The 23,460-nt window shown below is 66.0% G+C and carries 17 protein-coding genes, 1 other RNA gene and 1 pseudogene; 9 read left to right on the forward strand and 10 right to left on the reverse strand.

The features are described from left to right. Nucleotide 1 precedes the first annotated feature (1 nt). The 3 genes from XH93_RS05965 to XH93_RS05975 all read left to right on the forward strand — a co-directional run bounded on the left by XH93_RS05965 (nucleotide 2) and on the right by XH93_RS05975 (nucleotide 5,198). Nucleotides 2-3,157 carry a multidrug efflux RND transporter permease subunit gene (locus XH93_RS05965; RefSeq protein ID WP_194472805.1) on the forward strand — a complete coding sequence of 1,052 codons (3,156 nt, stop codon included), beginning with the start codon at nucleotides 2-4 and terminating at the stop codon, nucleotides 3,155-3,157. Nucleotides 3,158-3,283: 126 nt separating this feature from the next. Beyond that, nucleotides 3,284-4,411 (forward strand): AAA family ATPase, encoded by a 1,128-nt coding sequence (locus XH93_RS05970; RefSeq protein WP_194472806.1) that lies wholly within the window; start codon nucleotides 3,284-3,286, stop codon nucleotides 4,409-4,411. Nucleotides 4,412-4,556: 145 nt separating this feature from the next. Next, nucleotides 4,557-5,198 carry a glutathione S-transferase family protein gene (locus XH93_RS05975; protein ID WP_139858975.1) on the forward strand — a complete coding sequence of 214 codons (642 nt, stop codon included), beginning with the start codon at nucleotides 4,557-4,559 and terminating at the stop codon, nucleotides 5,196-5,198. A gap of 2 nt (nucleotides 5,199-5,200) precedes the next feature. Here the strand turns inward: XH93_RS05975 and XH93_RS05980 are convergent, their stop codons facing one another. The 8 genes from XH93_RS05980 to tkt all read right to left on the reverse strand — a co-directional run bounded on the left by XH93_RS05980 (nucleotide 5,201) and on the right by tkt (nucleotide 14,963). Further along, a complete protein-coding gene (locus tag XH93_RS05980; protein WP_194472807.1) occupies nucleotides 5,201-5,995 on the reverse strand; it encodes an inositol monophosphatase family protein in 795 nt (264 codons plus the stop codon). A gap of 227 nt (nucleotides 5,996-6,222) precedes the next feature. Next, nucleotides 6,223-7,305 carry a tetratricopeptide repeat protein gene (locus XH93_RS05985; protein ID WP_194472808.1) on the reverse strand — a complete coding sequence of 361 codons (1,083 nt, stop codon included), beginning with the start codon at nucleotides 7,303-7,305 and terminating at the stop codon, nucleotides 6,223-6,225. Between the two features lie 7 nt (nucleotides 7,306-7,312). Next, nucleotides 7,313-8,002 (reverse strand): thiamine phosphate synthase, encoded by a 690-nt coding sequence (locus tag XH93_RS05990; RefSeq protein ID WP_194472809.1) that lies wholly within the window; start codon nucleotides 8,000-8,002, stop codon nucleotides 7,313-7,315. Continuing rightward, complete coding sequence (locus XH93_RS05995; RefSeq protein ID WP_194472810.1) at nucleotides 8,003-9,046, reverse strand: class I fructose-bisphosphate aldolase; 1,044 nt, start codon at nucleotides 9,044-9,046, stop codon at nucleotides 8,003-8,005. A 293-nt stretch (nucleotides 9,047-9,339) separates the two neighbouring features. Continuing rightward, the gene (gene fba, locus XH93_RS06000) at nucleotides 9,340-10,407 is read right to left on the reverse strand and encodes a class II fructose-bisphosphate aldolase (protein WP_194472811.1); all 1,068 of its coding nucleotides are present in this window, start codon (nucleotides 10,405-10,407) and stop codon (nucleotides 9,340-9,342) included. A gap of 46 nt (nucleotides 10,408-10,453) precedes the next feature. Continuing rightward, nucleotides 10,454-11,650 (reverse strand): phosphoglycerate kinase, encoded by a 1,197-nt coding sequence (pgk, locus tag XH93_RS06005; protein ID WP_194472812.1) that lies wholly within the window; start codon nucleotides 11,648-11,650, stop codon nucleotides 10,454-10,456. Nucleotides 11,651-11,809: 159 nt separating this feature from the next. Continuing rightward, nucleotides 11,810-12,817: a type I glyceraldehyde-3-phosphate dehydrogenase gene (gene gap, locus XH93_RS06010; protein WP_139480568.1), complete on the reverse strand. Its 1,008-nt coding sequence runs from the start codon at nucleotides 12,815-12,817 to the stop codon at nucleotides 11,810-11,812. Nucleotides 12,818-12,980: 163 nt separating this feature from the next. Beyond that, complete coding sequence (gene tkt / locus XH93_RS06015) at nucleotides 12,981-14,963, reverse strand: transketolase (RefSeq protein WP_194472813.1); 1,983 nt, start codon at nucleotides 14,961-14,963, stop codon at nucleotides 12,981-12,983. Nucleotides 14,964-15,290: 327 nt separating this feature from the next. Here tkt and XH93_RS06020 point away from each other — a divergent pair, with 327 nt between their 5' ends. From XH93_RS06020 to XH93_RS06045, 6 genes and pseudogenes are all read left to right on the forward strand, one after another. Then, nucleotides 15,291-15,608: a DUF4164 domain-containing protein gene (locus tag XH93_RS06020; RefSeq protein ID WP_139480570.1), complete on the forward strand. Its 318-nt coding sequence runs from the start codon at nucleotides 15,291-15,293 to the stop codon at nucleotides 15,606-15,608. Continuing rightward, nucleotides 15,605-15,988, forward strand: coding sequence for a cell division protein ZapA (locus tag XH93_RS06025; RefSeq protein ID WP_194472814.1), 384 nt, complete (start codon nucleotides 15,605-15,607; stop codon nucleotides 15,986-15,988). The genes XH93_RS06020 and XH93_RS06025 overlap by 4 nt, the downstream gene beginning before the upstream one ends. Nucleotides 15,989-16,253: 265 nt before the next feature. Beyond that, nucleotides 16,254-17,366: pseudogene (locus XH93_RS06030) on the forward strand (integrase core domain-containing protein); the annotation flags it as partial. A 247-nt stretch (nucleotides 17,367-17,613) separates the two neighbouring features. Further along, nucleotides 17,614-17,774, forward strand: a non-coding RNA gene (gene ssrS, locus XH93_RS06035) — 6S RNA. Nucleotides 17,775-18,030: 256 nt separating this feature from the next. After that, complete coding sequence (locus XH93_RS06040) at nucleotides 18,031-18,609, forward strand: 5-formyltetrahydrofolate cyclo-ligase (protein ID WP_139480572.1); 579 nt, start codon at nucleotides 18,031-18,033, stop codon at nucleotides 18,607-18,609. A 2-nt stretch (nucleotides 18,610-18,611) separates the two neighbouring features. Beyond that, nucleotides 18,612-19,436, forward strand: a complete 825-nt coding sequence (locus XH93_RS06045; RefSeq protein WP_139858968.1) for a TIGR00282 family metallophosphoesterase — start codon at nucleotides 18,612-18,614, stop codon at nucleotides 19,434-19,436. A 527-nt stretch (nucleotides 19,437-19,963) separates the two neighbouring features. Here XH93_RS06045 and XH93_RS06050 read toward each other — a convergent pair. Further along, nucleotides 19,964-21,388 carry a methyl-accepting chemotaxis protein gene (locus tag XH93_RS06050; protein WP_194472815.1) on the reverse strand — a complete coding sequence of 475 codons (1,425 nt, stop codon included), beginning with the start codon at nucleotides 21,386-21,388 and terminating at the stop codon, nucleotides 19,964-19,966. 193 nt (nucleotides 21,389-21,581) lie between these two features. Next, on the reverse strand, nucleotides 21,582-23,339 hold the full coding sequence (locus tag XH93_RS06055) for a methyl-accepting chemotaxis protein (protein WP_194472816.1): 1,758 nt from the start codon (nucleotides 23,337-23,339) through the stop codon (nucleotides 21,582-21,584). Nucleotides 23,340-23,460: the final 121 nt, after the last annotated feature.

Below are 23,460 nucleotides of genomic sequence, written 5' to 3' on the forward strand. Positions count from 1 at the left end.
GATGCCCGCTTTCTTCATCGACAGGCCGATCTTCGCCTGGGTCGTCGCGCTATTCATCTGTCTGATCGGCGCGATCTCGATCCCGCTGCTTGCGGTCGCGCAATATCCGATCATCGCGCCGCCGTCGATCTCGATCTCGACCAGCTATCCCGGCGCGTCGCCTGAAAACCTCTACAACAGCGTCACGCGGCTGATCGAGGAGGAACTGAACGGCGCCGCCAACATCCTCAACTTCGAATCGACCTCCGACTCGCTCGGCCAGGTCGAGATCATCGCCAACTTCAAGCCGGGCACCGACACCAGCCAGGCCTCGGTCGAGGTGCAGAACCGCCTCAAGCGCGTCGAGGCGCGGTTGCCGCGCGCGGTGATCCAGCAGGGCATCCTGGTCGAGGAAGCATCCAGCGCGGTGCTGCAGATCATAACGCTGAACTCGACCGACGGCAGCCTCGACGAGGTCGGCCTCGGCGACTTCATGATCCGAAACGTGCTGGGCGAGGTCCGCCGCATTCCCGGCGTCGGCCGCGCCACGCTGTATTCGACCGAGCGCTCGCTTCGCATCTGGATCGATCCCGCCAAGCTGGTCGGCTACGGCCTGTCGGCGGACGACGTCAACAAGGCGATCTCGGCGCAGAACGCCCAGGTCGCCTCCGGCAGCATCGGCGCCGAGCCGAGCACCGACACGCAAAAAATCTCGGCGCAGGTGCTGGTGAAGGGCCAACTCGCCTCGCCCGACGAGTTCGGCGCCATCATCCTGCGCGCCAATGCCGACGGCTCGACGGTGCGGCTGCGCGACGTCGCGCGGATCGAGATCGGCGGCCTGTCCTACCAGTTCAACACCCGCCTCAACGGCAAGCCGACCGCCGGCCTTTCGGTGCTGCTGTCGCCGAAGGGCAATGCGCTGGCGACCGCGAGCGCGGTCGAGGCCAAGATGAAGGAGCTGTCGCGCTTCTTCCCGGCCAACATCACCTACGAGATCCCCTACAACATCACCCCGGTGGTGAAGGCCTCGATCGAGAAGGTGCTGATGACCCTCGTCGAGGCGGTGGTGCTGGTGTTCATCGTGATGTTCCTGTTTCTGCAGAACATCCGCTACACCATCATTCCGACCATCGTGGTGCCGGTGGCGCTTTTGGGCGCCTGCGCCACCCTGATGATCGCGGGCTTCTCGATCAACATGCTGACCATGTTCGGCATGGTGCTGGCGGTCGGCATCCTGGTCGACGACGCCATCGTCGTGGTCGAGAACGTCGAGCGCATCATGGCCGAGGAAGGCCTGCCGCCGAAGGAGGCGACCAAGAAGGCGATGTCGCAGATCACCGGCGCCATCATCGGCATCACGCTGGTGCTGATGGCGGTGTTCGTGCCGATGGCGTTCTTCCCCGGCTCGGTCGGCATCATCTACCGCCAGTTCTCGGTCACCATGGTGGCGGCGATCGCGTTCTCGGCGCTGCTCGCGCTGTCGTTGACGCCGGCGCTGTGCGCGACCTTGCTCAAGCCGGTGCAGCAGGGTCACGGCCATGCCCGCAGGGGCGTGTTCGGCTGGTTCAACCGCGTGCTCGACAGCAGCCGCGCCGGCTATACGCGCACGGTGCAGGCCGGGCTGAAGCGCACCGGCCGGCTGATGCTGATCTATGCCGTGCTGTTCGCCGCGGTTGGCTGGGGTTTTGTGCGGCTGCCCGGCGGCTTCCTGCCGGTCGACGACCAGGGCTTTATCACCACCGACGTGCAGACGCCGTCTGAGTCGTCCTATGCGCGCACCGAATCTGCGGTCGAGAAGGTCGAGAAATATCTGAAGGACCGCGCCGGCATCGAGAACGTGACGTTCCTCACCGGCTTCAGCTTCCTCGGCCAGGGCATGAACACCGCGCAGGCCTTCATCACCTTGAAGGACTGGTCGGAGCGCGGGCCGAAGGATTCCGCGGCCGCCATCGTCGCCGACATCAACCGCGACCTGTCGTCGATCCGCGACGCCAGGATCTCGGCGCTGCAGCCGCCGCCGATCGACAACCTCGGCAACTCCTCGGGCTTCTCGTTCCGCCTGCAGGACCGCGGCCAGAAGGGCTATGCGGCGCTGATCGCGGCGTCGGATCGCCTGGTCACGGAAGCCAATGCCAGCCCGGTGCTGCAGAAGGTCTATGTCGAAGGCCTGCCGCCGGCGCCGCAGGTCAATCTGATGATCGACCGCGAGAAGGCGGGCGCCTTCGGCCTCACCTTCGAGGACATCAACAACACGATCTCGACCAATCTCGGCTCGAACTACATCAATGACTTCCCGAACCGTGGGCGCATGCAGCGCGTCATCGTGCAGGCCGACAAGACCAGCCGCATGAACGCGGACGACATCCTCAATTACAATGTGAAGAACAGCCGCGGACAATTGGTGCCGTTCTCGGCCTTCGCCACAATCGAGTGGACGAAGGGACCGACGCAGATCGCGGGCTTCAACTATTATCCGGCGGTGCGCATCTCCGGCGAGGCACGGCCCGGCTTCACCTCGGGCGATGCGATATCAGAGATGGAGCGGCTCGCCGACAAGCTGCCGCGCGGCTTCGGCTATGAATGGACCGGCCAGTCCTTGCAGGAAAAACTGTCGGGCTCGCAGGCGCCGTTCCTGCTGGCGCTGTCGGTGCTGGTGGTGTTCCTCTTGCTCGCCGCACTCTATGAGAGCTGGACCATTCCGCTCGCGGTGCTGCTGACGATTCCGCTCGGCATTTTGGGCGCCGTGGTCGCCGCGACGATGCGCGGGCTGTCCAACGACGTCTATTTCACCGTCGGCCTGATCACCATCATCGGCCTTGCGGCGAAGGACGCGATCCTGATCATCGAGTTCGCCAAGGACCTGCGCGCCCAGGGCAAGCCGTTGGTGGAAGCGACGATCGAGGCGTGCAGTCTCAGATTCCGCCCGATCCTGATGACCGGCCTTGCCTTCGTCTGCGGCGTGCTGCCGATGGCGATCGCGACCGGCGCTGGCGGCGCCAGCCAGCAGGCGCTCGGCACCTCGGTGATGGGCGGCATGATCGCCGTCGTCATCCTGGCGCTGCTCCTAGTCCCGGTGTTCTTCGTCAGCGTCCAGCGCGTGCTCGCCGGCGACCGCGAGCAGGCGGCGGAGACGGGCGAAGTCTACGGTCCGCCCGCGCCGGCCAAGGGCGCGCATTGATGCTCGAGGTCGGCGCTGTTCAACCTTGGCGCCGCCCCCGGCTTGCTTTTGCAAGCTGACCAATCCAAATTGCATCTCTGGATTGAACGGGGAGCGTGCAGGCAACCCGAGGATTGAGAGCATGCGATGCGCCCGACCGATATCGCGATCTCGAATTATCGCTCCATTCGGCGGCTCGTCATGCCCATTCAACCGCTGTCGGTCTTCGTCGGCGAGAATGGTGTCGGCAAATCCAATCTCTACAAGTCGCTGTCGCTGCTGCGTGACGCCGCGACCGGCCAGATCACGCGCACCATCGCCGACGAAGGTGGGTTGAACTCGGTCTGCTGGTCCGGCATCCGCAAGCGCGGCGAGGATGGACGGCTGCGTCTGGCGGCCAGATTCGACCACGTGAAATATGCCATCGAGCTCGGATATCCCGCCCCGGTCGAGGCGGCATTCTCCGGCGAGCCGATGATCAAGTCGGAAAGCATCGAGGCGACCCACGGCAAGCGAAAGGTTCTGTTAATGGAGCGGACCAATTCAGTGGTCCGTGTCCGTGGCGAGAGCGGCGCCTGGCGCGAGCACAGGGATGCGGTGCTGCCGTCGGAAACTGCACTCGCCGGTTTTCTCGATGGCAGGGAATGTCCCGAAGTCGAGCTGATCAGAAACGCGATGCAGAGCTGGCGCTTCTACCACGATTTTCGCAGCGATCCGGCGTCGCCGATCCGAAAACCCTGTCTTGCGATCACGACGCCTGCGCTGAGCGCCGATGGCAGCGATCTGGCTGCCGCCCTGGCGACACTGTCGCTCATCAGGGAAGACACGGCCGACCTGCAGAATGCGATCGAGGACGCGTTTCCGGGCGCCGAGCTCCGCGCCTGGGAAGACAATGGCAGGTGCGAATTCGATCTGCGACTGGCCGATATGCCGCGTCCGTTCAAGGCGCACGAACTGTCCGACGGCACGCTGAAATATATCTGCCTGCTCGCCGTGTTCATGGGCTATCGGCTGCCGCCATTCATCGCGCTGAACGAACCGGAGACCAGCCTGCATCCATCGCTGCTGGGCCCGCTGGCCCGCCTGATCGCCAAGGCGTCCCGCCGCGCCGACATCTGGATCGTCACCCATTCGGAACCTCTGATGGAGGCGTTGCGCAGCGAGAGCTCGGTGCCGCTTCGCCGGGTGATCAAGGAAAAGGGCGCCACGACCATCGAGGGCCTGACCATCGCTGGTGAATTTCGCGACGAGGACGACGACGAGGATGACGATTAGATCGTGAACCCATAAAGTGGGCAGGGCCCGCGCTGCAGGATTACGAAGATGCGCCAGGCCTTGAGCGTACGATGCGCCATCGATAGTGCATTGCGCGACCGGCTAAGCTCCGAGAGTATCCAGCCCAATCCAGGAACGCTCAACTATGCTCACCGTCTATGGCGAAGGCCGTGGCTTCCGCGTCGTTTGGCTGCTCGAGGAATTGGGATTGGCCTATCGGCTGCGCCCGGTCGATGTGCTGGCCGTCGAGAATGATCGCGATTTCCTCGCGATCAACCCCGGCGGCTTCATTCCCGCACTGCAGGACGGCGAGACGATCATGGTCGAATCGATCGCGATCCTCGAGTACCTGCTCGCCCGCCACGGCTCGGGTTCGCTTGCCGTCGCCCCTGATGATCCCGCCTTCGCGTCCTATCTGCAGTTTCTCCACATGGGCGAGGCCGGGCTCGCCGGGCCGATGAACGCCGTCCTTGTCGGCCGCCAACTGGCACCCGAGGCCGAGCGAGGTGCCCGGGTGACCTGCTGGGCATTCGAGACCTTCGAGAGCCGGCTGGGGCTCGTGATCCGCCGCCTCGCGGACCACCCCTATCTCGCCGGCGACCGCTTCACCGCTGCCGATATCTCGGTGAGCTACGCCCTCCTGCTCGGCCTGCGAACCGGCAACTACGTCCCCGGTCCGACCGAGCGGGACTATCTCGCCCGCACCACGGCACGCCCTGCCTACGCCCGAGCGATGGACAGCTGCCAGGCCACCAAGGCCTGGGCGGCGAGATCACCGGGACTGTAGCGCTACTGCCCGAGCGGCTTCAAAATCTTGATCAGCTCGCCGTGCACGAACTCGTTGCCGCAGACGACGTGGCCGGTCTGCAGCGGGTCGTCATTGCCTTGGATGCCGGAGACGGTGCCGCCGGCCTCGCGCACCATGATCTGGCCGGCCGCGATGTCCCAGGGCTGCAAATTGCGCTCCCAGTAGCCGTCGAGCCGGCCGGCGGCGACGAAGGCGAGGTCGAGCGAGGCGGCGCCGAAGCGGCGGAAGCCCGCGACCTTGGTCTGCAGCGCGGCCATCTCCTGCAGCGCGACCTGATGGTTGCCGCGGCCGATATGCGGCAGGCCGCAGGCGATCACGCATTCGTTGAGCTGGCGGCGGCCGGCCACCCGCAGCCGCTGGTCGTTGAGGAACGCGCCCTTGCCGCGCTCGGCGATGTAGAGCTCGTCATTGGCCGGATTGTAGATCACGCCCGCGATCACCGTGCCTTCGCGCGCCAGGGCGATCGAGATCGCGAATTGCGGGATGCCGTGCAGGAAGTTGGTGGTGCCGTCGAGCGGATCGACGATCCAGGTGTGGCTCTTGTCACTGCCTTCGCGGTGCCCGCCTTCCTCGCCGTGAAAGCCGTAGCCGGGCCGGGCCTTCTCGAGATCGGTGTAGAGCATCTCCTCGGCGCGCTTGTCGGCCAGCGAGACGAAGTTCGCCGGCCCCTTCAGCGAGACCTGGAGATGCTCGATCTCGCCGAGGTCGCGCTTGAGGCTGCGGCCGGCGCGCCGCGCGGCCTTGACCATGACATTGATGAGGGCGGAGTAGAGCATGATGGAATGGTTTCTTCAGTGCGACTGTGCTGGGGCGACAGGTTCAAGCGAAAGTCCCGTCATCCTGAGGAGCGCGGAACGCGCGTCTCGAAGGATCGACGGCCACCAGCCGGGCCGATTCATCCTTCGAGGCTCGCTCCGCTCGCACCTCAGGACGACGGGGTGGGAGGGGAACTGCCTTGGATTTGCCGGACTGGGTGCCCTCTGGAAGTGGCGCCGTCAAGGCGTCATTTGACGTTGTTTCCGATCCATTTTCGGGCCGCGGCCTCCGCCTTGGCGCGGTCCGCCGGGGGCATGTCGGCGAGGATATCGTCGAGGTCGGGGTCGCCCTTGCCGGCGGTTTTGGCGACGGTGTGCCATTTCAGCGCCTCGACCTTGTCGACCGCCGCGCCGGCGCCGGTCGCCAGCACGCGGGCGAGGCGGTTCTGCGCGATCGGGCTGTTCTGCCGGGCCGCCTTGCGCAGCAGCGCGATCGCCGCCGGCACGTTCCGCGGCGTGCCGCTGCCGTTGTACAGCGCGATGGCATATTCGACCTCGGCGTCGACATTGTCGGCCAGTGAGGCCGCCTGCAGCAGCCGCACCGCCTTTTCGAGGTCCTTCGGCACGCCGGTGCCTTCCTTGTAGAACGTCGCCAGCGCGTATTGCGCCTCGGGATTGCCGGCATCCGCGGCCATCCGCAGCAGCTCGGCGGAACGGCGGAGGTCCTGCGGCAGGGTCTGGCCGTCGAGATAGAGCAGCGCGAGGTTATAGGCCGCCTTGGGCTCGCCGAGCTTGGCCGACGATGCCAACAGCTTGACCGCGGCGTCCTTGTCGACCGGGCCGCCGCGGCCGGCGATCTTCATCATCGCCAGCGCGAACATCGCCTCGCGGTCGCCGGCGTCGGCGGCGCGCTTGTACCAGCCGTCGGCCTTGACGTAGTCGCGCTTGACGCCGAGGCCGTTGGCGTAGAGCTCGCCCAGCATCGTCATCGCCTTGGGATCGTTGTTGGTCTGCGCCCGCGTGGTGGCGAGGTCGAACGCGGTCTTGTACATGCCGCGCTGATAGGCGCCGAACACGACGTCGACATTGGGATCGTCGGCGGCGGCCTGGGTCGGTGTGGGCGAGGGCGTCGGGGTCGGCGTTGCGGTGGCGGCCGGTTTCGGCGCCGGCTTCTTGACGACCGGCGCATGCACCTTCGGCTTGGTCTCCTTCGGCGCCTCCTTCTTCGCGGGCGGCGTCTGGGCCGGCGGCGTGATCGAGAGCTGCGCCATCGCGCCGCCCGCCAGCATCGTGCAGCCGAGCGTAACACCTATCGGACGCAGGCGCTTCATTCCGGCGTCATCCCTCAGCCTCTCCCTGGGCCTTGGCCTTTCCGAATGTCGTGGCGTGCGCCCGCGCGATCGCTTCGCCGATCTCGATCAAGGCCGTCTTCGGGCCGCGCGGATCGCTCCAGATGAAGTCTCCGACCAGCACGAAATCCGCGCCGGCGGCGGCAAATTCCTCGGCCTCCCCGCGCGAGGTGGCAAAGCCGACGCAAGGCGGCTCGAACAATTCGTCCCACCATTGCAGCCGCTCGGCGATCGCCTCGCTCGACGGCCGCTGTCCCCTGGCGTCGGGCTCGCCGAACAGCACGTAGTCGGCGCCGGCTTCGCCCGCCGCCATCGAATCGTGGCGCGTCGCAAGCCCGCCGATGCCGACGATGCGGTCCGGCTTCAGCGACGGCATGGCGTCTTCCATCGCCGCAAGGCCGGTCAGATGCGCGCCGTCGGCGCCGCCGCGCGCGACGATCTCGGGGTGGCCCTCGACCAGCAGCGCCGCGCCCGCGTTCTGGATCGCAGGCGCTAAGGCCTTGATGCGCGAGATCATGGTGCGCTGGTCGGTCTCGACCAGCCGCACCAGCACCGCGGCGACGTCGGCCGCGGCCAACAGCTCCGGCAGCGCGGCCACGAGCTGCGCCGGCTCCGCGACCTCTGGCGTCGCCAGATAGAGCCGCGGCGCCGGCCGCGGCGGAACGGGTTTTGTCGCCAACTATGCCGCCTGTTTTTCCAGGCCGGCGTCCCATTTGCCGGTGCTCGCGAGGCCGTTCATCTTGGCGCGATGCGAGAAGGCGCGCTGGCCCGCCGGCACGTTCTCGGCCTTGCCGGACCACGCCTTCTGCGGCGCCGCCTGCAGGGCGCGGCCGTAGGAGAAGGTGAGACCCCAGGGCAGATTGCCGATCTTGTTCATGGCGTCGAGATGCGCGGTCGCCTCCTCGTCGCTCTGGCCGCCGGAGAGGAAGGCGATGCCGGGCACCGCCGCCGGCACGCAGCTCTTGAGCAGCCGCACCGTCTTCTCGGCGACTTCCTGCACCGAGGCCTGCTTCGGGCACTTCTTGCCCGAGATCGCCATGTTCGGCTTCAGGATCATGCCTTCGAGCGCGACGCGCTGCACCCGCAATTCCTGGAAGGTGCGGTTCAGCACGCGCTGCGTCACCTCGTAGCAGCGGTCGATGTCGTGATCGCCGTCCATCAGCACTTCCGGCTCGACGATCGGCACGATCTGCGCGGCTTGGCACAGCGCGGCGTAGCGCGCCAGCGCGTGCGCGTTGACGCGGATCGCGGTCATGGTCGGGATGCCCCGGCTGCCGCCGCCGCCCGAGCCGATATCGATCACCGCGCGCCATTTCGCGAAGCGCGCGCCGCGCTCGTAATATTTCTTCAGCCGCTCGGCGAGCTTGTCGAGGCCGACGGTGACGAGCTCGCCGGGGCAGCCGGGCAGGGGCTGGGTGCCTTCGTCGACCTTGATGCCGGGGATGCTGCCGGCCTGCTCGATCAGCTTGACCAGCGGCGTGCCGTCCTTCGCGTTCTGCCAGATCGTCTCGTCATAGAGGATGACGCCGGAGATGTACTTGCTCATCGCCTCCTGGGAGCGGAACAGCATCTCGCGGTAGTCGCGGCGGTTGTCCTCGGTCGATTCGACCTTGATGGCGTCGAACCGCTTCTTGATCGTGCCTGAGGATTCATCGGCAGCGAGGATGCCCTTGCCGGGGGCGACCATGGCAAGCGCAACTTTGTTGAGGTCGGCGAGATTCATTTGGCGTCCTCCAGAGCGAATTGCCTTTGCAAACCAAAATAGGCGGTTCTCGGGCAATTGCCTAGAAAACGTTGGTCGCGGCCGGAATCGGGAGCGGATTCGGCTCGTTCGGCTCACCTCGCCCCGCCTGCGGGGAGAGGTCGGATCGCATCGCTAGATGCGATCCGGGTGAGGGGGCCTTCCGCGAGTCCGTCTGGTACCGTGAATGTTGAGACAGCCCCTCACCCCGACCCTCTAAGAGCGAGCTTCGCTCGTCTCGACCCCGCGAAGGGCGGGGAGAGGGAGGGGATAGGTCACGCAATCTTCGGATTGAGCTCGCCGGCGGCATAGCGCTTGGCCATCTCCGCCGTGGTCAGCACCTTCTTGATCTTGCTGGCCTGGCCCGCGGTGTTGAACTCCTGCAGGCGCTGCTTGCAGAGCTTGGTCATCGCCTCCATCGCCGGCTTCAGGTACTTGCGCGGATCGAACTCTTCCGGGTTGTCCTTCAGAACTTTCCGGATCTGGCCGGTCATCGCCATCCGGTTGTCGGTGTCGATGTTGATCTTGCGCACGCCGTTCTTGATGCCGCGCTGGATCTCGGCGACCGGCACGCCCCAGGTCGGCTTCATCTTGCCGCCATTGGCGTTGATGATGTCCTGCAGGTCCTGCGGCACCGACGAGGAGCCGTGCATCACCAGATGCATGTTGGGCAGCTTGCGGTGGATCTCCTCGATCACGTTCATGGCGAGGATGTCGCCGTCGGGCTTGCGGGTGAACTTGTAGGCGCCGTGCGAGGTGCCCATCGCGATCGCCAGCGCGTCGACCTTGGTCTCCTTGACGAACTTCACGGCCTCGTCGGGATTGGTCAGCAGCTGGTCATGCGACAGTTTGCCCTCGGCGCCGTGGCCGTCTTCCTTGTCGCCCATGCCGGTCTCCAGCGAGCCGAGCACGCCGAGCTCGCCCTCCACCGAGATGCCGCCGAGATGCGCCATGGTGGTCACGGTTTTGGTGACGCCGACATTGTAGTCCCAGTCGCCGGGGGTCTTGCCGTCGGCCTTCAGCGAGCCGTCCATCATCACCGAGGTGAAGCCGGCCTGGATCGCGGTCATGCAGGTCGCGGGCTCGTTGCCGTGGTCGAGATGCACGCAGACCGGGATCTGCGGATAGATCTCGGTGACCGCGTCCATCATGTGCTTGAGCATGACGTCGTTGGCGTAGGAGCGCGCGCCGCGCGAGGCCTGGATGATGACGGGGGCGTCGACCTCGGAGGCCGCCGCCATGATCGACAGCGCCTGCTCCATGTTGTTGATGTTGAAGGCAGGTACGCCGTAGTCGTGCTCGGCCGCGTGATCGAGCAGTTGCCGCAACGTAATGCGAGCCATTCCAATTCTCCCTGTATTTGATGCGCTTGCGCCGTTCTGATCCGAATCAGCCGTGTTTCAACACTTCGACGCCGGGCAGCGGCTTGCCTTCCATCCATTCAAGAAACGCGCCGCCCGCGGTCGAGACGTAGGTGAAATCGCCGCCGACGCCGGCCTGGTTCAGCGCCGCGACGGTGTCGCCGCCGCCGGCGACCGAGATCAGCTTCTTCGATTTGGTGCGCTGGGCGGCGTGCTTGGCCGACACCACCGTGCCGCGGTCGAACGGCGTCAGCTCGAAGGCGCCGAGCGGCCCGTTCCAGACCAGCGTCGCCGCATCGTCGATCGCGGCATGGATGCGCGCAATCGATTGCGGGCCGACGTCGAGGATCATGCCGTCGGTGGGGATCGCGTCGAGGCCGTAGGCGTGCGCCGGCGCGTTGGCCGCGAACTGGCTGGCGACGACCGCGTCGACCGGGAGGATGATCGCGCAATTGGCGGCATTGGCCTTGTCGAGGATGCGCAGCGCGGTCGCCGCAAGATCCTTCTCCGCCAGCGACTTGCCGACCGCGACGCCCTGCGCGTGAAGGAAGGTGTTGGCCATGCCGCCGCCGATCACCAGCGCATCGACCTTGCTCACCAGGTTTTCCAGGAGCTCGATCTTGGTCGACACCTTGGCGCCGCCGACGATCGCAATCACCGGCTTGGTCGGCGCGTCCAGCGCCTTGCCGAGCGCGTCGAGCTCGGCCTGCATAGTGCGGCCGGCATAGGCCGGCAGCTTGTGGCCGAGGCCCTCGGTGGTGGCGTGGGCGCGGTGCGCGGCGGAGAACGCGTCATTGACCCAGATGTCGCCGAGCTTTGCCAGCTCCGCGACGAAGCCGGCGTCGTTCTTTTCCTCTTCCTTGTGGAAGCGGGTGTTTTCCAGGCAGACGATGTCGCCATCCTTCATGGCGCCGACCGCCTTGGCGGCGACCTCGCCGATGCAGTCGTCGGCGAATCCGACCGGGCGCTTGATCACCTTGGCGAGTTCCGCGGCGACCGGTTTCAGCGAGTCCTTGGCGTCGCGGCCCTTGGGCCGGCCGAAATGGGCGAGCAGGATCACCTTGCCGCCCTTGTCGGAGATTTCGGTGATGGTGGGTACGACGCGCTCGAGCCGTGTGGCGTCGGTGACGCGGCCGCCTTCCATGGGGACGTTGAGGTCGACGCGCAGCAGCACGCGCTTGCCCTTCACGTCGACGTCATCGAGGGTACGGAATGATTTTGTCATGGGGTCAACTCGAACTCTGGACGGTCATTCCGGGGCGATGCGGAGCATTGAACCCGGAATCTCGAGATTCCGGGTCTGGTGCTGACGCACCATCCCGGAATGACGGAGGAGCAAGAACGAAATGCCCGGCACAAGGCCGGGCATGACGGAGCGTTCGACTTACAGCAGCTTGCCGATTGCGACGGCGGTGTCGGCCATGCGGTTCGAGAAGCCCCATTCATTGTCGTACCAGGCCATCACGCGCACCAGCGTGCCGTTCTGCACCTTGGTCTGATCCATGTGGAAGGTGGCCGAGTGCGGATCGTGATTGAAGTCGATCGAGACGTTCGGCGCGGTGGTGAAGCCCAAAATGCCCTTGAGCTGCTGTTCGGAGGCGCGCTTCATCGCCTCGTTGATTTCCTTGGCGTCGGTGGCGCGCTTGGCGACGATCTTCAGATCGATCACCGAGACGTTCGGGGTCGGCACGCGGATCGAGACGCCGTCGAGCTTGCCCTTCAGCTCCGGCAGCACCAGGCCGATCGCCTTCGCCGCACCGGTCGAGGTCGGGATCATCGACATCGCCGCCGCGCGGCCGCGATAGAGGTCCTTGTGCAGGGTGTCGAGCGTCGGCTGGTCGCCGGTGTAGGCGTGGATCGTGGTCATGAAGCCGGTCTCGATGCCGACCGTTTCGTTCAACACCTTGGCAACCGGCGCGAGGCAGTTGGTGGTGCAGGAGCCGTTGGAGACGACCAGCTGATCCTTGTTCAGCGTGTCGTGGTTGACGCCGTAGACGATGGTGGCGTCGGCGCCGTCGGCGGGGGCGGAGACCAGCACGCGCTTGGCGCCGGCGGCGAGATGGGCGGCCGCTTTCTCCTTGGCGGTGAAGATGCCGGTGCATTCCAGCGCGATGTCGACGCCGAGCGCCTTCCACGGCAGCTTGGAGGGATCGCGCTCGGCCGAGACCTTGATCTTGCCGGTGCCGAGGTCGATCGAGTCGCCGTCGACGGTCACGGTGCCGGGGAAGCGGCCGTGCACGGAGTCGTAGCGCAACAGGTGCGCGTTGGTCTCGACCGGGCCGAGGTCGTTGATGCCGACCACTTCGACATCCTTGCGGCCCGACTCTGCGATGGCGCGCAGAATGTTGCGGCCGATGCGGCCAAACCCGTTGATCGCGACGCGGATTGCCATGCTCGTCTCTCCTTTAAAAGCTGCTGCCAACCCCGTGGGAAGTATCCCACGAGGGTTTTGCGGCGGAACGCCCGGTTCGGCCGGGCGCGGACGGAAAAGATGGAGCCTTGGTAATCCTTTTTTGCGACAAGCTCAACCTTGGCCGACGGGTGTCTGGCCGGCGTCAGACGCGCTTCAGCGCAGCGTTGACCACGGCCTCGGCAGTAATGCCGAAGTGCTTGAAAAGGTCCTTCACCGGGGCGCTGGCGCCGAAGCCATGCATGCCGATGAATTCGCCATCGTGGCCGATCACGGCATCCCAGCCCCAGCGCACCGCGGCCTCGATCGCGATCTTGACCGGTGCATTGCCGATAATGGCGTTTTGCCGCTCGGCGGGCTGCGAAAGCAGCAATTCCAGCGCGGGCACCGACACCACGCGCGTCGCGATGCCGCGCTCGGCGAGCTGCTTCTGCGCCTCGACCGCGATCTGGACCTCGGAACCGGAGGCGAACAATGACACTTTTGCGTCGCCCTGTGCCGCGACCAGCTCATAGGCGCCGTGGCTGCACGGATTGTCGTTCGGCGCGGTGGTGCGGAGCTGCGGCAGGTTCTGGCGGGTCAGCGCCAGCACCGTCGGGCCGTCGATGCGGTTGAGCGCGAGTTCCCAGCACTCGGCGGTCTCGACCGCGTCGCAGGGCCGGAACACGCGCATGTTGGGCATCGCGCGCAGTGCCGAGAGATGCTCGACCGGCTGGTGCGTCGGGCCGTCCTCGCCGAGGCCGATCGAGTCGTGGGTCATGACATAGACCACGCCGGTGCCCATCAGCGCCGACAACCGGATCGCGCCGCGGGCATAGTCGGTGAACACCAGGAAGGTGGCGCCGTTCGGTGCGAAGCCACCGTGCAGGAAGATGCCGTTGAGGCACGCCGCCATGCCGTGCTCGCGGATGCCGTAATGGATGAAGCGGCCCTTCGGCGTCTTGGCGGCGAACGCCACCGCCGACTTCGCCTTGTTGTTGTTGGAGCCGGTGAGGTCGGCGGAGCCGGCGACGAACTCCATCGGCATCGCGGCTGCGATCACTTCGATCGCGGCTTCCGACGATTTGCGGGTCGCGACGTTGAGCGGATTTTCCAACAGCGACTTCTTGTGCGCGCGCAGCGCCTTGGCCAGCGACTGCGGACGCTCGTGGCGAATGCGGCGCTCGAACTCGGCGCGCTTGCGGCTGCCGAGTTGGTTGAACTGCTCGTCCCACTCCTTGTGCGCGGCGGCGCCGCGGGCGCCCGCCTCGCGCCAGGCCTTCAGCACGTCGTCGGGCACCGAGAACGGCTCGAGCGAGATGCCGAGCTTTTCCTTCGCGGCTTTCAATTCCTCTTCGCCGAGCGCCTCGCCATGCGCCTTGGCGGTGCCGGCCTTATGTGGCGCGCCGTAGCCGATCGTGGTCTTGCAGGCGATCATGCTCGGCTTGTTGGATTTCTGCGCGCGGGTGATCGCAGCCGCAATCGCCTGCTGGTCCTGGCCGTCGATCAATTCGGCGGCCCAGCCCGCCGACTTGAAGCGCTTCACCTGGTCGACGGAATCGGAGAGCGAGGTCGGGCCGTCGATCGAGATGCCGTTGCTGTCATACAACACGATCATCTTGTTGAGCCGCCAGTGACCGGCGAGCGCGATCGCTTCCTGCGAGATGCCTTCCATCAGGTCGCCGTCGGAGGCGAGCACATAGGTGTGGTGATTGACGATCTTCTTGCCAAACTCGGCGGCCAGCATCTTCTCGGCGAGCGCCATGCCGACCGCGGTCGCAATGCCCTGGCCGAGCGGGCCGGTGGTGGTCTCGATGCCCTTGGTGTGGAAATTCTCCGGATGTCCCGGTGTCAGCGATCCGAGCTGGCGGAAATGCTTGAGCTGGTCGAGCGTCATCTCCTTGTTGCCGGTCAAGTACAGCAGCGAATAGAGCAGCATCGAGCCGTGGCCGGCGGACAGCACGAAGCGGTCGCGGTCGGGCCAGGCCGGATCGGCGGCGTCGAATTTCAGAAATTGGGTGAACAGCACGGTCGCGATGTCGGCGGCGCCCATCGGCAGGCCGGGATGGCCGGATTTCGCCTTTTCGACGGCGTCCATGGCAAGGCCACGGATCGCATTGGCCATACGGGTGTGATCGACCTGCGTCATGATGAAGAGTCCGCCTGGAATGAGGAGCTGTTGCGGGACGCATCGGGGCGGGCAGCCGCGACGCGCGCGTGGATGGCCTTACGGGTTGGGGGGTGGATTAGCACCTCAATTCCGCAAGTCCAAGGCGATGAAACGCCCCAAAACGGGGAAAAGTTGCTCGAAATGGGCCTATTTCATTGTTCGGTGCATAGTTCTGCGCCGGCGTTGCGCATTGCTCGCTTGCCACGTAAATTTCGCGGCGTAAGCGCTTGCCGAAACGCCGGTTTTGCCGTGCGGCAGGCTTGATCCTTCGAGCAGGCTACCGGAAAGGGGTCCGCGCCGCGTGTCATGAGTGATCGTCTCGCCAACGGGTCTGGCAATACCGAGGCACCGCTTGCCGATATCGATGCCGCGACCAAGCGGCTCATGTCGGCGCTCGATGCGCTGGAAAGCTCGGTGGAGCGGCGCCGCGAGGCCGACCGCGACGAGAACGAGCTGGCAAGCCGGATCCAGGCACTCGGCGCCGACAGATCCCGGCTCGCCGACGAGCTCGACGGCTCGCTGGTGAAGACGCGCAAGCTCGAGCGCACCAATCGCGAGATCGCGGAAAAGCTCGACGCGGCGATCGGCACGATTCGCGCCGTGCTCGGCGGAGAGGCCAAATGAGCCACATCAACGTCACCATCAACGGCCGGCAGTACCGGATGGCCTGCGAGGAGGGCCAGGAGGTGCGGCTGCTCAAGCTCGCGGAAAACCTCGAGCAGCGCATCGAATCGCTGCGCGGAAAATTCGGCGAGATCGGCGATGCGCGGCTGACGGTGATGGCGGCGCTCACCGCCTGCGACGAAGTGGTCGATTCGGCCGCGCGCATCCGCAGCCTCGAGGAAGAGATCGAGCAGTTGCGCAACGCCCGCAGTGCCGCCATCGACCGCGCCCGCGCCACCCAGGCCGCCGTCTCCAACGCGCTCAACGCCGCCGCCGAGCGAATCGAACGCACTACCCAGGTGCTCAACCGCACCATCGGCGGCGGCATCGCGATCGGCTGACTACCCTCCCCTGGAGGGGGAGGGTCGGAGCGCATGACGCGCAGCGGAATGCGCTCCGGGGCGGGGTGATCTCTCAACACGGGCACTGTTCGAGTGGCACTGTTCGAGTGGAGAGACCGTCACCCCACCTCGCCGCTCATTTCATTCGCGTCGATCCTCCCCCTCCAGGGGAGGATGGCAGGGGGTCCTAACCGGCTACATAGGTAACAGAATAGACCGGCGACATAGGTAACAGGTCAACTGATCGGCAAGGAGGAGCTTGCCGATGGGGTGGATGGAGACCTGTGCTGTGGATGAGCGGATGCGTTTTGTGGTCGTGGCGCAAAGGCACGATGAATCATTTGCGGCGGTGTGCCGGCGGTTCGGCGTGAGCCGTCGGGTGGGCTACAAATGGCTTGCACGGTTCGAGGAAGAAGGCGCGGCCGGACTGTTCGATCGTTCGCGAGCTCCGCTGCATCGTCCGCACAGCATTGCCGAGAAGATTGCCGAGCGTTGCCTTGAGGTGCGTCGGGCGCATCCGACCTGGGGGCCGATCAAGGTGCTGGCCTTTCTCGAACGGAAGTCCCCTCGGACGGCCTGGCCTGCCGCAAGCACGATAGGCGAGCTGTTCGACCGAGAGGGCCTGACCGTGAAGCGCAAGCTGCGCCGGCGCGGCCCGCCCTCGAGCGCGCCCTTTGCCGGTTGCGAGGCGGCCAACGACGTGTGGTGCATCGACTTCAAGGGCTGGTTCCTGACCGGGGACGGCATGCGCTGCGAACCGCTGACGATCACCGATGCCTACAGCCGCTATCTGCTGCGCTGCCAGGCTCTGGCACGCACCGATACCAATCATGTCTGGCCGGTGCTGGACGCGGCGTTCCGGGAGTTTGGATTGCCGCACGCCATGCGCTCGGACAACGGCTCGCCGTTTGCTTCGCGCGGCGCCGGAGGATTGTCGCGGCTGTCGGTCAAGCTGATCAAAGCCGGCGTGACGCCGGAGCGCATTGCACCGGGCAAACCTCAGCAGAACGGGCGCCATGAGCGCATGCATCTGACCCTGCTGCAAGACGTTGCCAATCCGCCGGCTCGTACCATGCGCGAGCAGCTCAAGCGTCTGCACAGCTTCCAGCACCTCTACAACGAGGAGCGGCCGCACCAGTCGCTCGACAATGCTACGCCTGCCGACCGTTACCAGGCCTCCCCACGCCGCTTCGACGGCGTCTTGCGCCAGCCGGAATACCACGACCAGGACGTCCGTTCAGTCCGGCACAACGGAGAGATCAAGTGGCTGGGCAATACGATCTACATCAGCGAAGCGTTGATCGGCGAACCCGTCGGGTTGGCCGAGAACCAGGACGGCTGGACCGTCAGCTATGGTCCGATCGTGCTCGGCACGATCGCCCACCGGGGCGACCTGCTCCGGAGACCCAAACGAAAGACAAAAGGCTGTGGACTTGAGGACAACGCTGCGCGTTGCCCTCAGGGTCCACAGCCTCAACAACAACAGACCTGAACGAAACGAGAATTGTGTTACCTATGTCGTCGGTCTGAACTGTTACCCATGTCCCCGGTTGCTCAAGGGGTAGCTCTGGCTGCGTCTCCCTTACCGCTGGCGGAACGAGGCAACGATGGCTACATTAGGCCCAGCGAAGCTGCGTTGCGCGTCAGGAGCCATATATCCCCGGGGCCTTATCGATCCTTTAGGGAACTGTCCCTGGCCGGGTCCGTGGACCCGGACATATGGTGCCCACCTACTTTCGTAGGGAACTCCGGGATCGAGCGCTCCAACGGCCTCTGCGGCTTCGCACTCAAAAGCGCGATGGGTTCATCGCGCTTTTGGGTTGTTGATGAGCATGATCTTGCCGGGAAAGGCCGCTTTGCGTTTTCCGGATCAGGCTCTGAATTCGACTGTTGCCTTGTCGTCGCGCTGGGGCGTTCGATTGTGGTGCAGTGTCGCCCCGCGCATGCGGGGTCTCCAGTACGCCGCGGCTTGGCCGCTGGACTGCAAGCGTCTCTGGAATTCTGCGTCCGCCGAAAGCGGACGATGACAGCGGAAGATGGTCATGCACGCATCTCCATCGAAAGCCGAGCTTCGCGCGCTGGCGCTGGCCAAGCGCGACGCGTTGAGCGATGCGCAGCGCGCGGCCGCCGCGGAGGCACTGGCCAAGCGCGGCACGCCGTTCGAGATCACGCCGGGCATGATCGTCTCGGGCTACGCCCCGATCCGCAGCGAGCTCGATCCGAAGCCGCTGATGCTCAAGCTCGCCGAGAAGGGCGCGCGGCTCGCGCTGCCCTGCATCAACGCCCGCGGCCAGTCGCTGACCTTCCGCACCTGGGCGCCGCACGACCGCCTGATGCTCGGGCCGCTCGGCATCCCGGAGCCGTCGCCGGCCGCCGCCGAGGTGCATCCGGACGTCATGCTGGTGCCGCTGGCGGCGTTCGACCGGCTCGGTCACCGGATCGGCTACGGCGCCGGCTATTACGACTATACCTTCGCGCATTTGCGCAAGACCAAGCATGTGATCGGGGCCGGGCTGGCCTTCGCGGCCCAGGAAACCAAGGCGGTCCCTGCGCTATCGCACGACGTCGCGCTGGATTATGTGCTAACGGAGCGCAAGACGTTTGATTTCCGGAGTGCCTAGCATTGCGAATCCTCTTCGTTGGTGACGTCGTCGGCAAGACCGGCCGCACCGCCATCACCGACCACCTTCCCGGCATGATCAGGGACTGGTCACTCGATCTCGTCATCGTCAATGGCGAGAATTCCGCCGGCGGCTTCGGCATCACCGAGGCGATCTACCAGGAGCTGCTTGATGCCGGCGCCGACGCGATCACGCTCGGCAACCACGCCTGGAATCAGAAGGAGGCGCTGGTCTTCATCGAGCGCGCGCCGCGCCTGATCCGCCCGCTGAATTTCCCGCGCCATTCGCCCGGCCGCGGCTCGGCGCTGATCGACACCAAGAACGGCAAGCGCGCGCTGGTCATCAACGCGATCGGCCGCGTGTTCATGGAGCCGTCCTCCAACGATCCGTTCGCCGCGATCGAGCGCGAGCTCGAGGCGTGTCCGTTGCGCGAAGGCGCCGATGCCATCGTGCTCGATTTCCATGCCGAGGCCACCAGCGAGAAGCAGGGCATCGGCTTCTTCTGCGACGGCCGCGTCAGCCTCGTCGTCGGCACCCATACCCATGTGCCGACCGCCGATCACCAGGTGCTATCAGGCGGCACTGCCTATATGAGCGATGCCGGCATGACCGGCGACTATGATTCGGTGATCGGCATGCAGAAGGAGGAGCCGCTGCAGCGCTTCCTCACCGGCATTCCCTCCGGCCGCTTCGAGCCCGCCGCAGGCGTCGCGACCTTGAGCGGCATTGCCGTCGAGACCGACGACGCGACGGGACTTGCCGTGAAGATCGCCCCGGTCCGCGCCGGCGGCCGCCTCGAGCCGGCCGTGCCGGCGTTCTGGACGTAGACTTCACCTCCCCTTGAAAAGGGGAGGTCGCTTTGCTCGCCAGAGCAAAGCGGGTGGGGATCTGCTCTCTCCATACGCGCCGGTGCCTGTGGCCGACCCCCATCCCGACCTTCCCCCTTGCAGGGGGAAGGAGAAGCAGGCGACGCGTAGCCCGGATGCAGCGAAGCGCAATCCGGGACCGGTCCCGCGGCTGGCAAGGCCCCCGGATTGCGCCGCGCTGCATCCGGGCTACGGGCTACGGTCCATCCCCCGTCATTGCGAGCGAAGCGAAGCAATCCATCGCACCGCATATGCGGAACGATGGATTGCTTCCGCCTTCGCCAAGGCTTCGGCGGACAAGTCGTCGCTGTCGCTCCTCGCAATGACGGGGACGGGGCCGCGGATTTCACGACCGCCTAGGGCGAGCAGTGTCCGCATCGCTTCGGAATAGTAGAATAATACCGCTGAGTTGCCCGCATGGCTACTTTGCATGGGGTTGTTTTTCGGGTTTTGGGTGAACGGCTCACCGCAGGCGGGCTACGGGTCTCCTACGACTGCCGAAAACCCATCCGGAACGCGCCCCAGTGGCGGCCGCGGACGACGATCGGCGATGAGACGTCCTTCATGAGGACAAAGTTGCCGCCGCCCATGTCGCGGCGGTAGGTCTGCAGCAGGAACGGTTTTGTATTGGCCGCGACCTGCTTCACCGCGCGGTCGTTGAACAGGCGGCGGTTGCGGCAGTTGGCGTTGTTCCAGACCGGGTCCGGCCCCTGCGGGTGGCGGTAGTTCGGATTGTGGGTCGGCAGATAGCCGCCCTTGGCCCAGGCGACGCAGAACACGATGCGCGGATCGCTCTGCTGGATCGGGTCCTGGATCGCCGGCAGCACGCGGTCGGTGAAGGCGACATAGTCGGTCAGATACTGCTTCGGATCGGTGCCCGCGATCTCGCGATAGTTCTCGTCCATCAGCTGCTCGATCGTGATCTCGCCGCGCGCGACCGCGGTCTCGAACACGTCCGAAATCTGTTTCGCGGTGTCGACCACGACGCGGATCAGCGGCGCGTCTGAGGTTTCGACGCCGCTGTCGGCGATCAGTGCGATCAGGTTCTCGGATGTCTCGAGCAGCTTCGCCACCCGCGCGTCGGCGTTGCGGAGATCGCGCGAGGACAGGTCGACGCCCTTGGCAAGCTCGTTGAGCTCGGCGATCACGGTGTCGCAATGGCCGAGATTGGAGGTCGCGGCGCGCGCGACGCTGCCGATCTCGGCGCCGACCGAGGAAAAGCCCTCCTGCACCCGCATGATGATGCCGGAGATCTGCTGCGCGCCTTCGCCGGCGCTTTTCGCGCGCAGCGACGCATCGCTGCTCTCGCCGATCAGGCTGCCGATCTGGCCGTCGAGATCGCGCACGGTGTCGGAGATCTGATGCGTGGCCTGCCGCGTTGCTTCCGCGAGGCTCTTCACCTCGCTCGCGACCACGGCAAAGCCGCGGCCGGCGGTGCCGGCGCGCGCCGCCTCGATGGTGGCGTTCAGCGCCAGCAGGTTGGTCTGCTTGGCGATCGCCTCGATCGAGCCGGAGACTTTTGCGACCTGGCTCAGCGCCGAGCCGACCGCAGCGAGCCGCGCCTCGATCCGGCCGACCGCAGCGACGAGCTCGGCGATATGGCTGACCGCGGTCTCGACCGCGTGGCGCGACTCCGCGATTTGGCCGACCGCGGCCGATGCGGTCGACTGCACCGCCTGCGAGGCATTGGCGATGTCGTGATTGGCCGAGACCATGGTCTCGGCGGTCTCCTGCAGATGGTGGAACCGCTCCGACTGGCTGGCGACGCGGTTGGCGACCTCCTGGACGTTGCCGGCGATGTCGGCGAGCTCCACCCCAAGGCCGCCGATCCGGTCGGCGAGCTGGTCGACCAGCCGCTCGGCCAGCGTCCGGTTCGATGAAGTGTCCAGAACTGCGACCTGCACCACCGACATGTTTCCAGCTTCCTCCGTCAGCGCGGCCCATCGCCTCGCCGCAGCATTCCCATTCCTAAAGCGTGATTCGCGCGCGGTCTTGCCTGAGCGTGCACTGGGTAGCCCGGATGCAGCGCAGCGAAATCCGGGACTATGCCTCCACGGATGAGAGCCCCGGATTACGCTTCGCTCCATCCGGGCTACGAGAATTCCATCAAAGCTTGTAGGCGCTGCGGAACCCGCCCCAGTGCCGGCCGCGGACGCGGATCGGCACGTCGATCTCGCGCATCATCACGGTATTGCCGCCGCCCATGTCGCGCGCGTAGGTCTGGACCAGATAGGCGCGCTGGTTGCGCGCCGCGGCTAGGCCAGCGGGATCGTTGAAGATGCGGCGGTTGCGGCAGTTGGCGGTGTTGTAGGCGACATCGCCCGGCCGCTGCGGCTGCGAATAGATCTGGTTGTGCACCGGCAGATAGCCGTTGTGGTCGACCGTTGCGCAGAACGCTATGCGCTTGTCCTTGGCGAGGAACGCTTCCAGCAGCGCCGGCAGCGCGCGATCCGCCCAATCCAGCATTTTGGTGCGGTACTGCACCGGATTGGTGCCGGGGATTTCGACATAGTCGGTGTCGAACAGGTCCGCGATCGTGATCGCGCCGCTCGACAGCCCGTTCTCGAACAGCTTAGTCAGCGCGTGACCGGCTTCCATCGCGCGGGTGATCAGCTCGGCGTTCTCCTCGCGGATCGCCCAGATCTTGTCCTCGACCTTTTCGCGCAGCGCCGGTGTCGTAGCCTCGAAGCGCGCACGCGCGCCGGCCTTGGTGCGCTCGCCGATCCTGATGCTGCAGGCGCCGATGTCCTGCAGCATCGCGCTCAGGCTCTCATTGGCCGGCAGGCTTTCCGCGTTCGGCCCGCCGATCAAAATGCCGTCCATCGCGATCTCGTAGACCGGTGCGGTGATGACGCCGCGCGCGGTCTTGATCTCGATCGGAAGATTGCAGGGCAGGCGCTCGTTCTGGCGCGGATCGCCGCGCTCGTTCTGCCGGAGCAGCACCGCGCAGCGCGCTTTCAGCTTCTGGGCGAAGGCGGTGACCGCCTTGCCGGCCTTGGCGACGCTGTCGCCATGGGTCTCGGCCTCGCGGGTTGCGCTGTCGATCTCGCCGGCACTGGTGCCGACCGAGACGATGAAGTGCGAGGCGGAGGCGGCGTTCTGCCCGATCGCGCCGGTGATCTGGTTCTGCTCGGCGACCGCACCGTTGACGTTCTCGAATACAGGGCGGATCGCCTCGATCGCCTGCGAGATGCGGTGCACGGCATCTGCGGACCCGGTGGCGTCCCTCTGCAGCGCCTCGATCTTCTTGGTGATCTCTTCAGTCGCGCTCTGGGTCTGCACCGCGAGCGCCTTGACCTCGGTCGCGACCACCGCAAAGCCCTTGCCGGCGGCGCCGGCGCGCGCCGCCTCGATGGTCGAGTTGAGCGCGAGCAGCGTGGTCTGCCGCGCGATCTGCGCGATCAGATTGACGACATTGCCGATCGCAGCTGACGATTCGCGCAGGCGGTCGACATTGGCGGTGGCCTCGCGCGCCGCGGCCGCGGCGTCGTCGGCGAGGCGGGAGGCGCTGCGCACCTGCGCCCCGATGTCCTCGGCGGAATGGGTGAAGCGGTCGGCGGCCTCCGAGAAGGTGGTCGCGGTGCTCTGCGCGTCGCTGCTGCGGCCCGTCAGGGCGTCGGTGCGGGCGCGGATGGTCGCGAGCGTCGCCGCCGTCGCATCGGCGCCGTCGGCCACCGAGCCCGCCGCGCGTTCGAGCTGGCGGATCATCGCGCCGAGCTCGAGTTCCAGCAGTTCCAGGATTTCCCGGGCCGAATCGATTTCGGCAGAGGCAGGGGCGTCAGGCGCGGCCGCGGCCAAAACCTTGGCCTCGGTGGCCGGCGCGACCGGCTCCGGCACCTGCTTTCGAAACAAACCGAACGCCATGAGGGGCTCTTGGGGGTTGCTCTTGGGAATTGGGGCGAGACGCGCGATCCTCGCATCCGGGCATGAAGTCATGGTTAACAGGTGCCTCATATTCCGGCATGCGGTAGGATGGTCCGGACGG

It is taken from the genome of Bradyrhizobium sp. CCBAU 51753 (genome assembly GCF_015291565.1).
Taxonomy (GTDB): Bacteria; Pseudomonadota; Alphaproteobacteria; order Rhizobiales; family Xanthobacteraceae; genus Bradyrhizobium; species Bradyrhizobium ivorense.

What these genes read in the sequence shown, in the direction of transcription:
- gap (WP_139480568.1), bottom strand. Translation starts at nt 12,817, where the DNA reads ATGGCAATCCGCGTCGCGATCAACGGGTTTGGCCGCATCGGCCGCAAC.
- XH93_RS05985 (WP_194472808.1), bottom strand. Translation starts at nt 7,305, where the DNA reads ATGAAGCGCCTGCGTCCGATAGGTGTTACGCTCGGCTGCACGATGCTG.
- fba (WP_194472811.1), bottom strand. Translation starts at nt 10,407, where the DNA reads ATGGCTCGCATTACGTTGCGGCAACTGCTCGATCACGCGGCCGAGCAC.
- XH93_RS06040 (WP_139480572.1), top strand. Translation starts at nt 18,031, where the DNA reads ATGCACGCATCTCCATCGAAAGCCGAGCTTCGCGCGCTGGCGCTGGCC.
- XH93_RS06055 (WP_194472816.1), bottom strand. Translation starts at nt 23,339, where the DNA reads ATGGCGTTCGGTTTGTTTCGAAAGCAGGTGCCGGAGCCGGTCGCGCCG.
- XH93_RS05995 (WP_194472810.1), bottom strand. Translation starts at nt 9,046, where the DNA reads ATGAATCTCGCCGACCTCAACAAAGTTGCGCTTGCCATGGTCGCCCCC.
- tkt (WP_194472813.1), bottom strand. Translation starts at nt 14,963, where the DNA reads ATGACGCAGGTCGATCACACCCGTATGGCCAATGCGATCCGTGGCCTT.
- XH93_RS05965 (WP_194472805.1), top strand. Translation starts at nt 2, where the DNA reads ATGCCCGCTTTCTTCATCGACAGGCCGATCTTCGCCTGGGTCGTCGCG.
- XH93_RS06050 (WP_194472815.1), bottom strand. Translation starts at nt 21,388, where the DNA reads ATGTCGGTGGTGCAGGTCGCAGTTCTGGACACTTCATCGAACCGGACG.
- XH93_RS05975 (WP_139858975.1), top strand. Translation starts at nt 4,557, where the DNA reads ATGCTCACCGTCTATGGCGAAGGCCGTGGCTTCCGCGTCGTTTGGCTG.
- XH93_RS06020 (WP_139480570.1), top strand. Translation starts at nt 15,291, where the DNA reads ATGAGTGATCGTCTCGCCAACGGGTCTGGCAATACCGAGGCACCGCTT.
- pgk (WP_194472812.1), bottom strand. Translation starts at nt 11,650, where the DNA reads ATGACAAAATCATTCCGTACCCTCGATGACGTCGACGTGAAGGGCAAG.
- XH93_RS05970 (WP_194472806.1), top strand. Translation starts at nt 3,284, where the DNA reads ATGCGCCCGACCGATATCGCGATCTCGAATTATCGCTCCATTCGGCGG.
- XH93_RS05980 (WP_194472807.1), bottom strand. Translation starts at nt 5,995, where the DNA reads ATGCTCTACTCCGCCCTCATCAATGTCATGGTCAAGGCCGCGCGGCGC.
- XH93_RS06025 (WP_194472814.1), top strand. Translation starts at nt 15,605, where the DNA reads ATGAGCCACATCAACGTCACCATCAACGGCCGGCAGTACCGGATGGCC.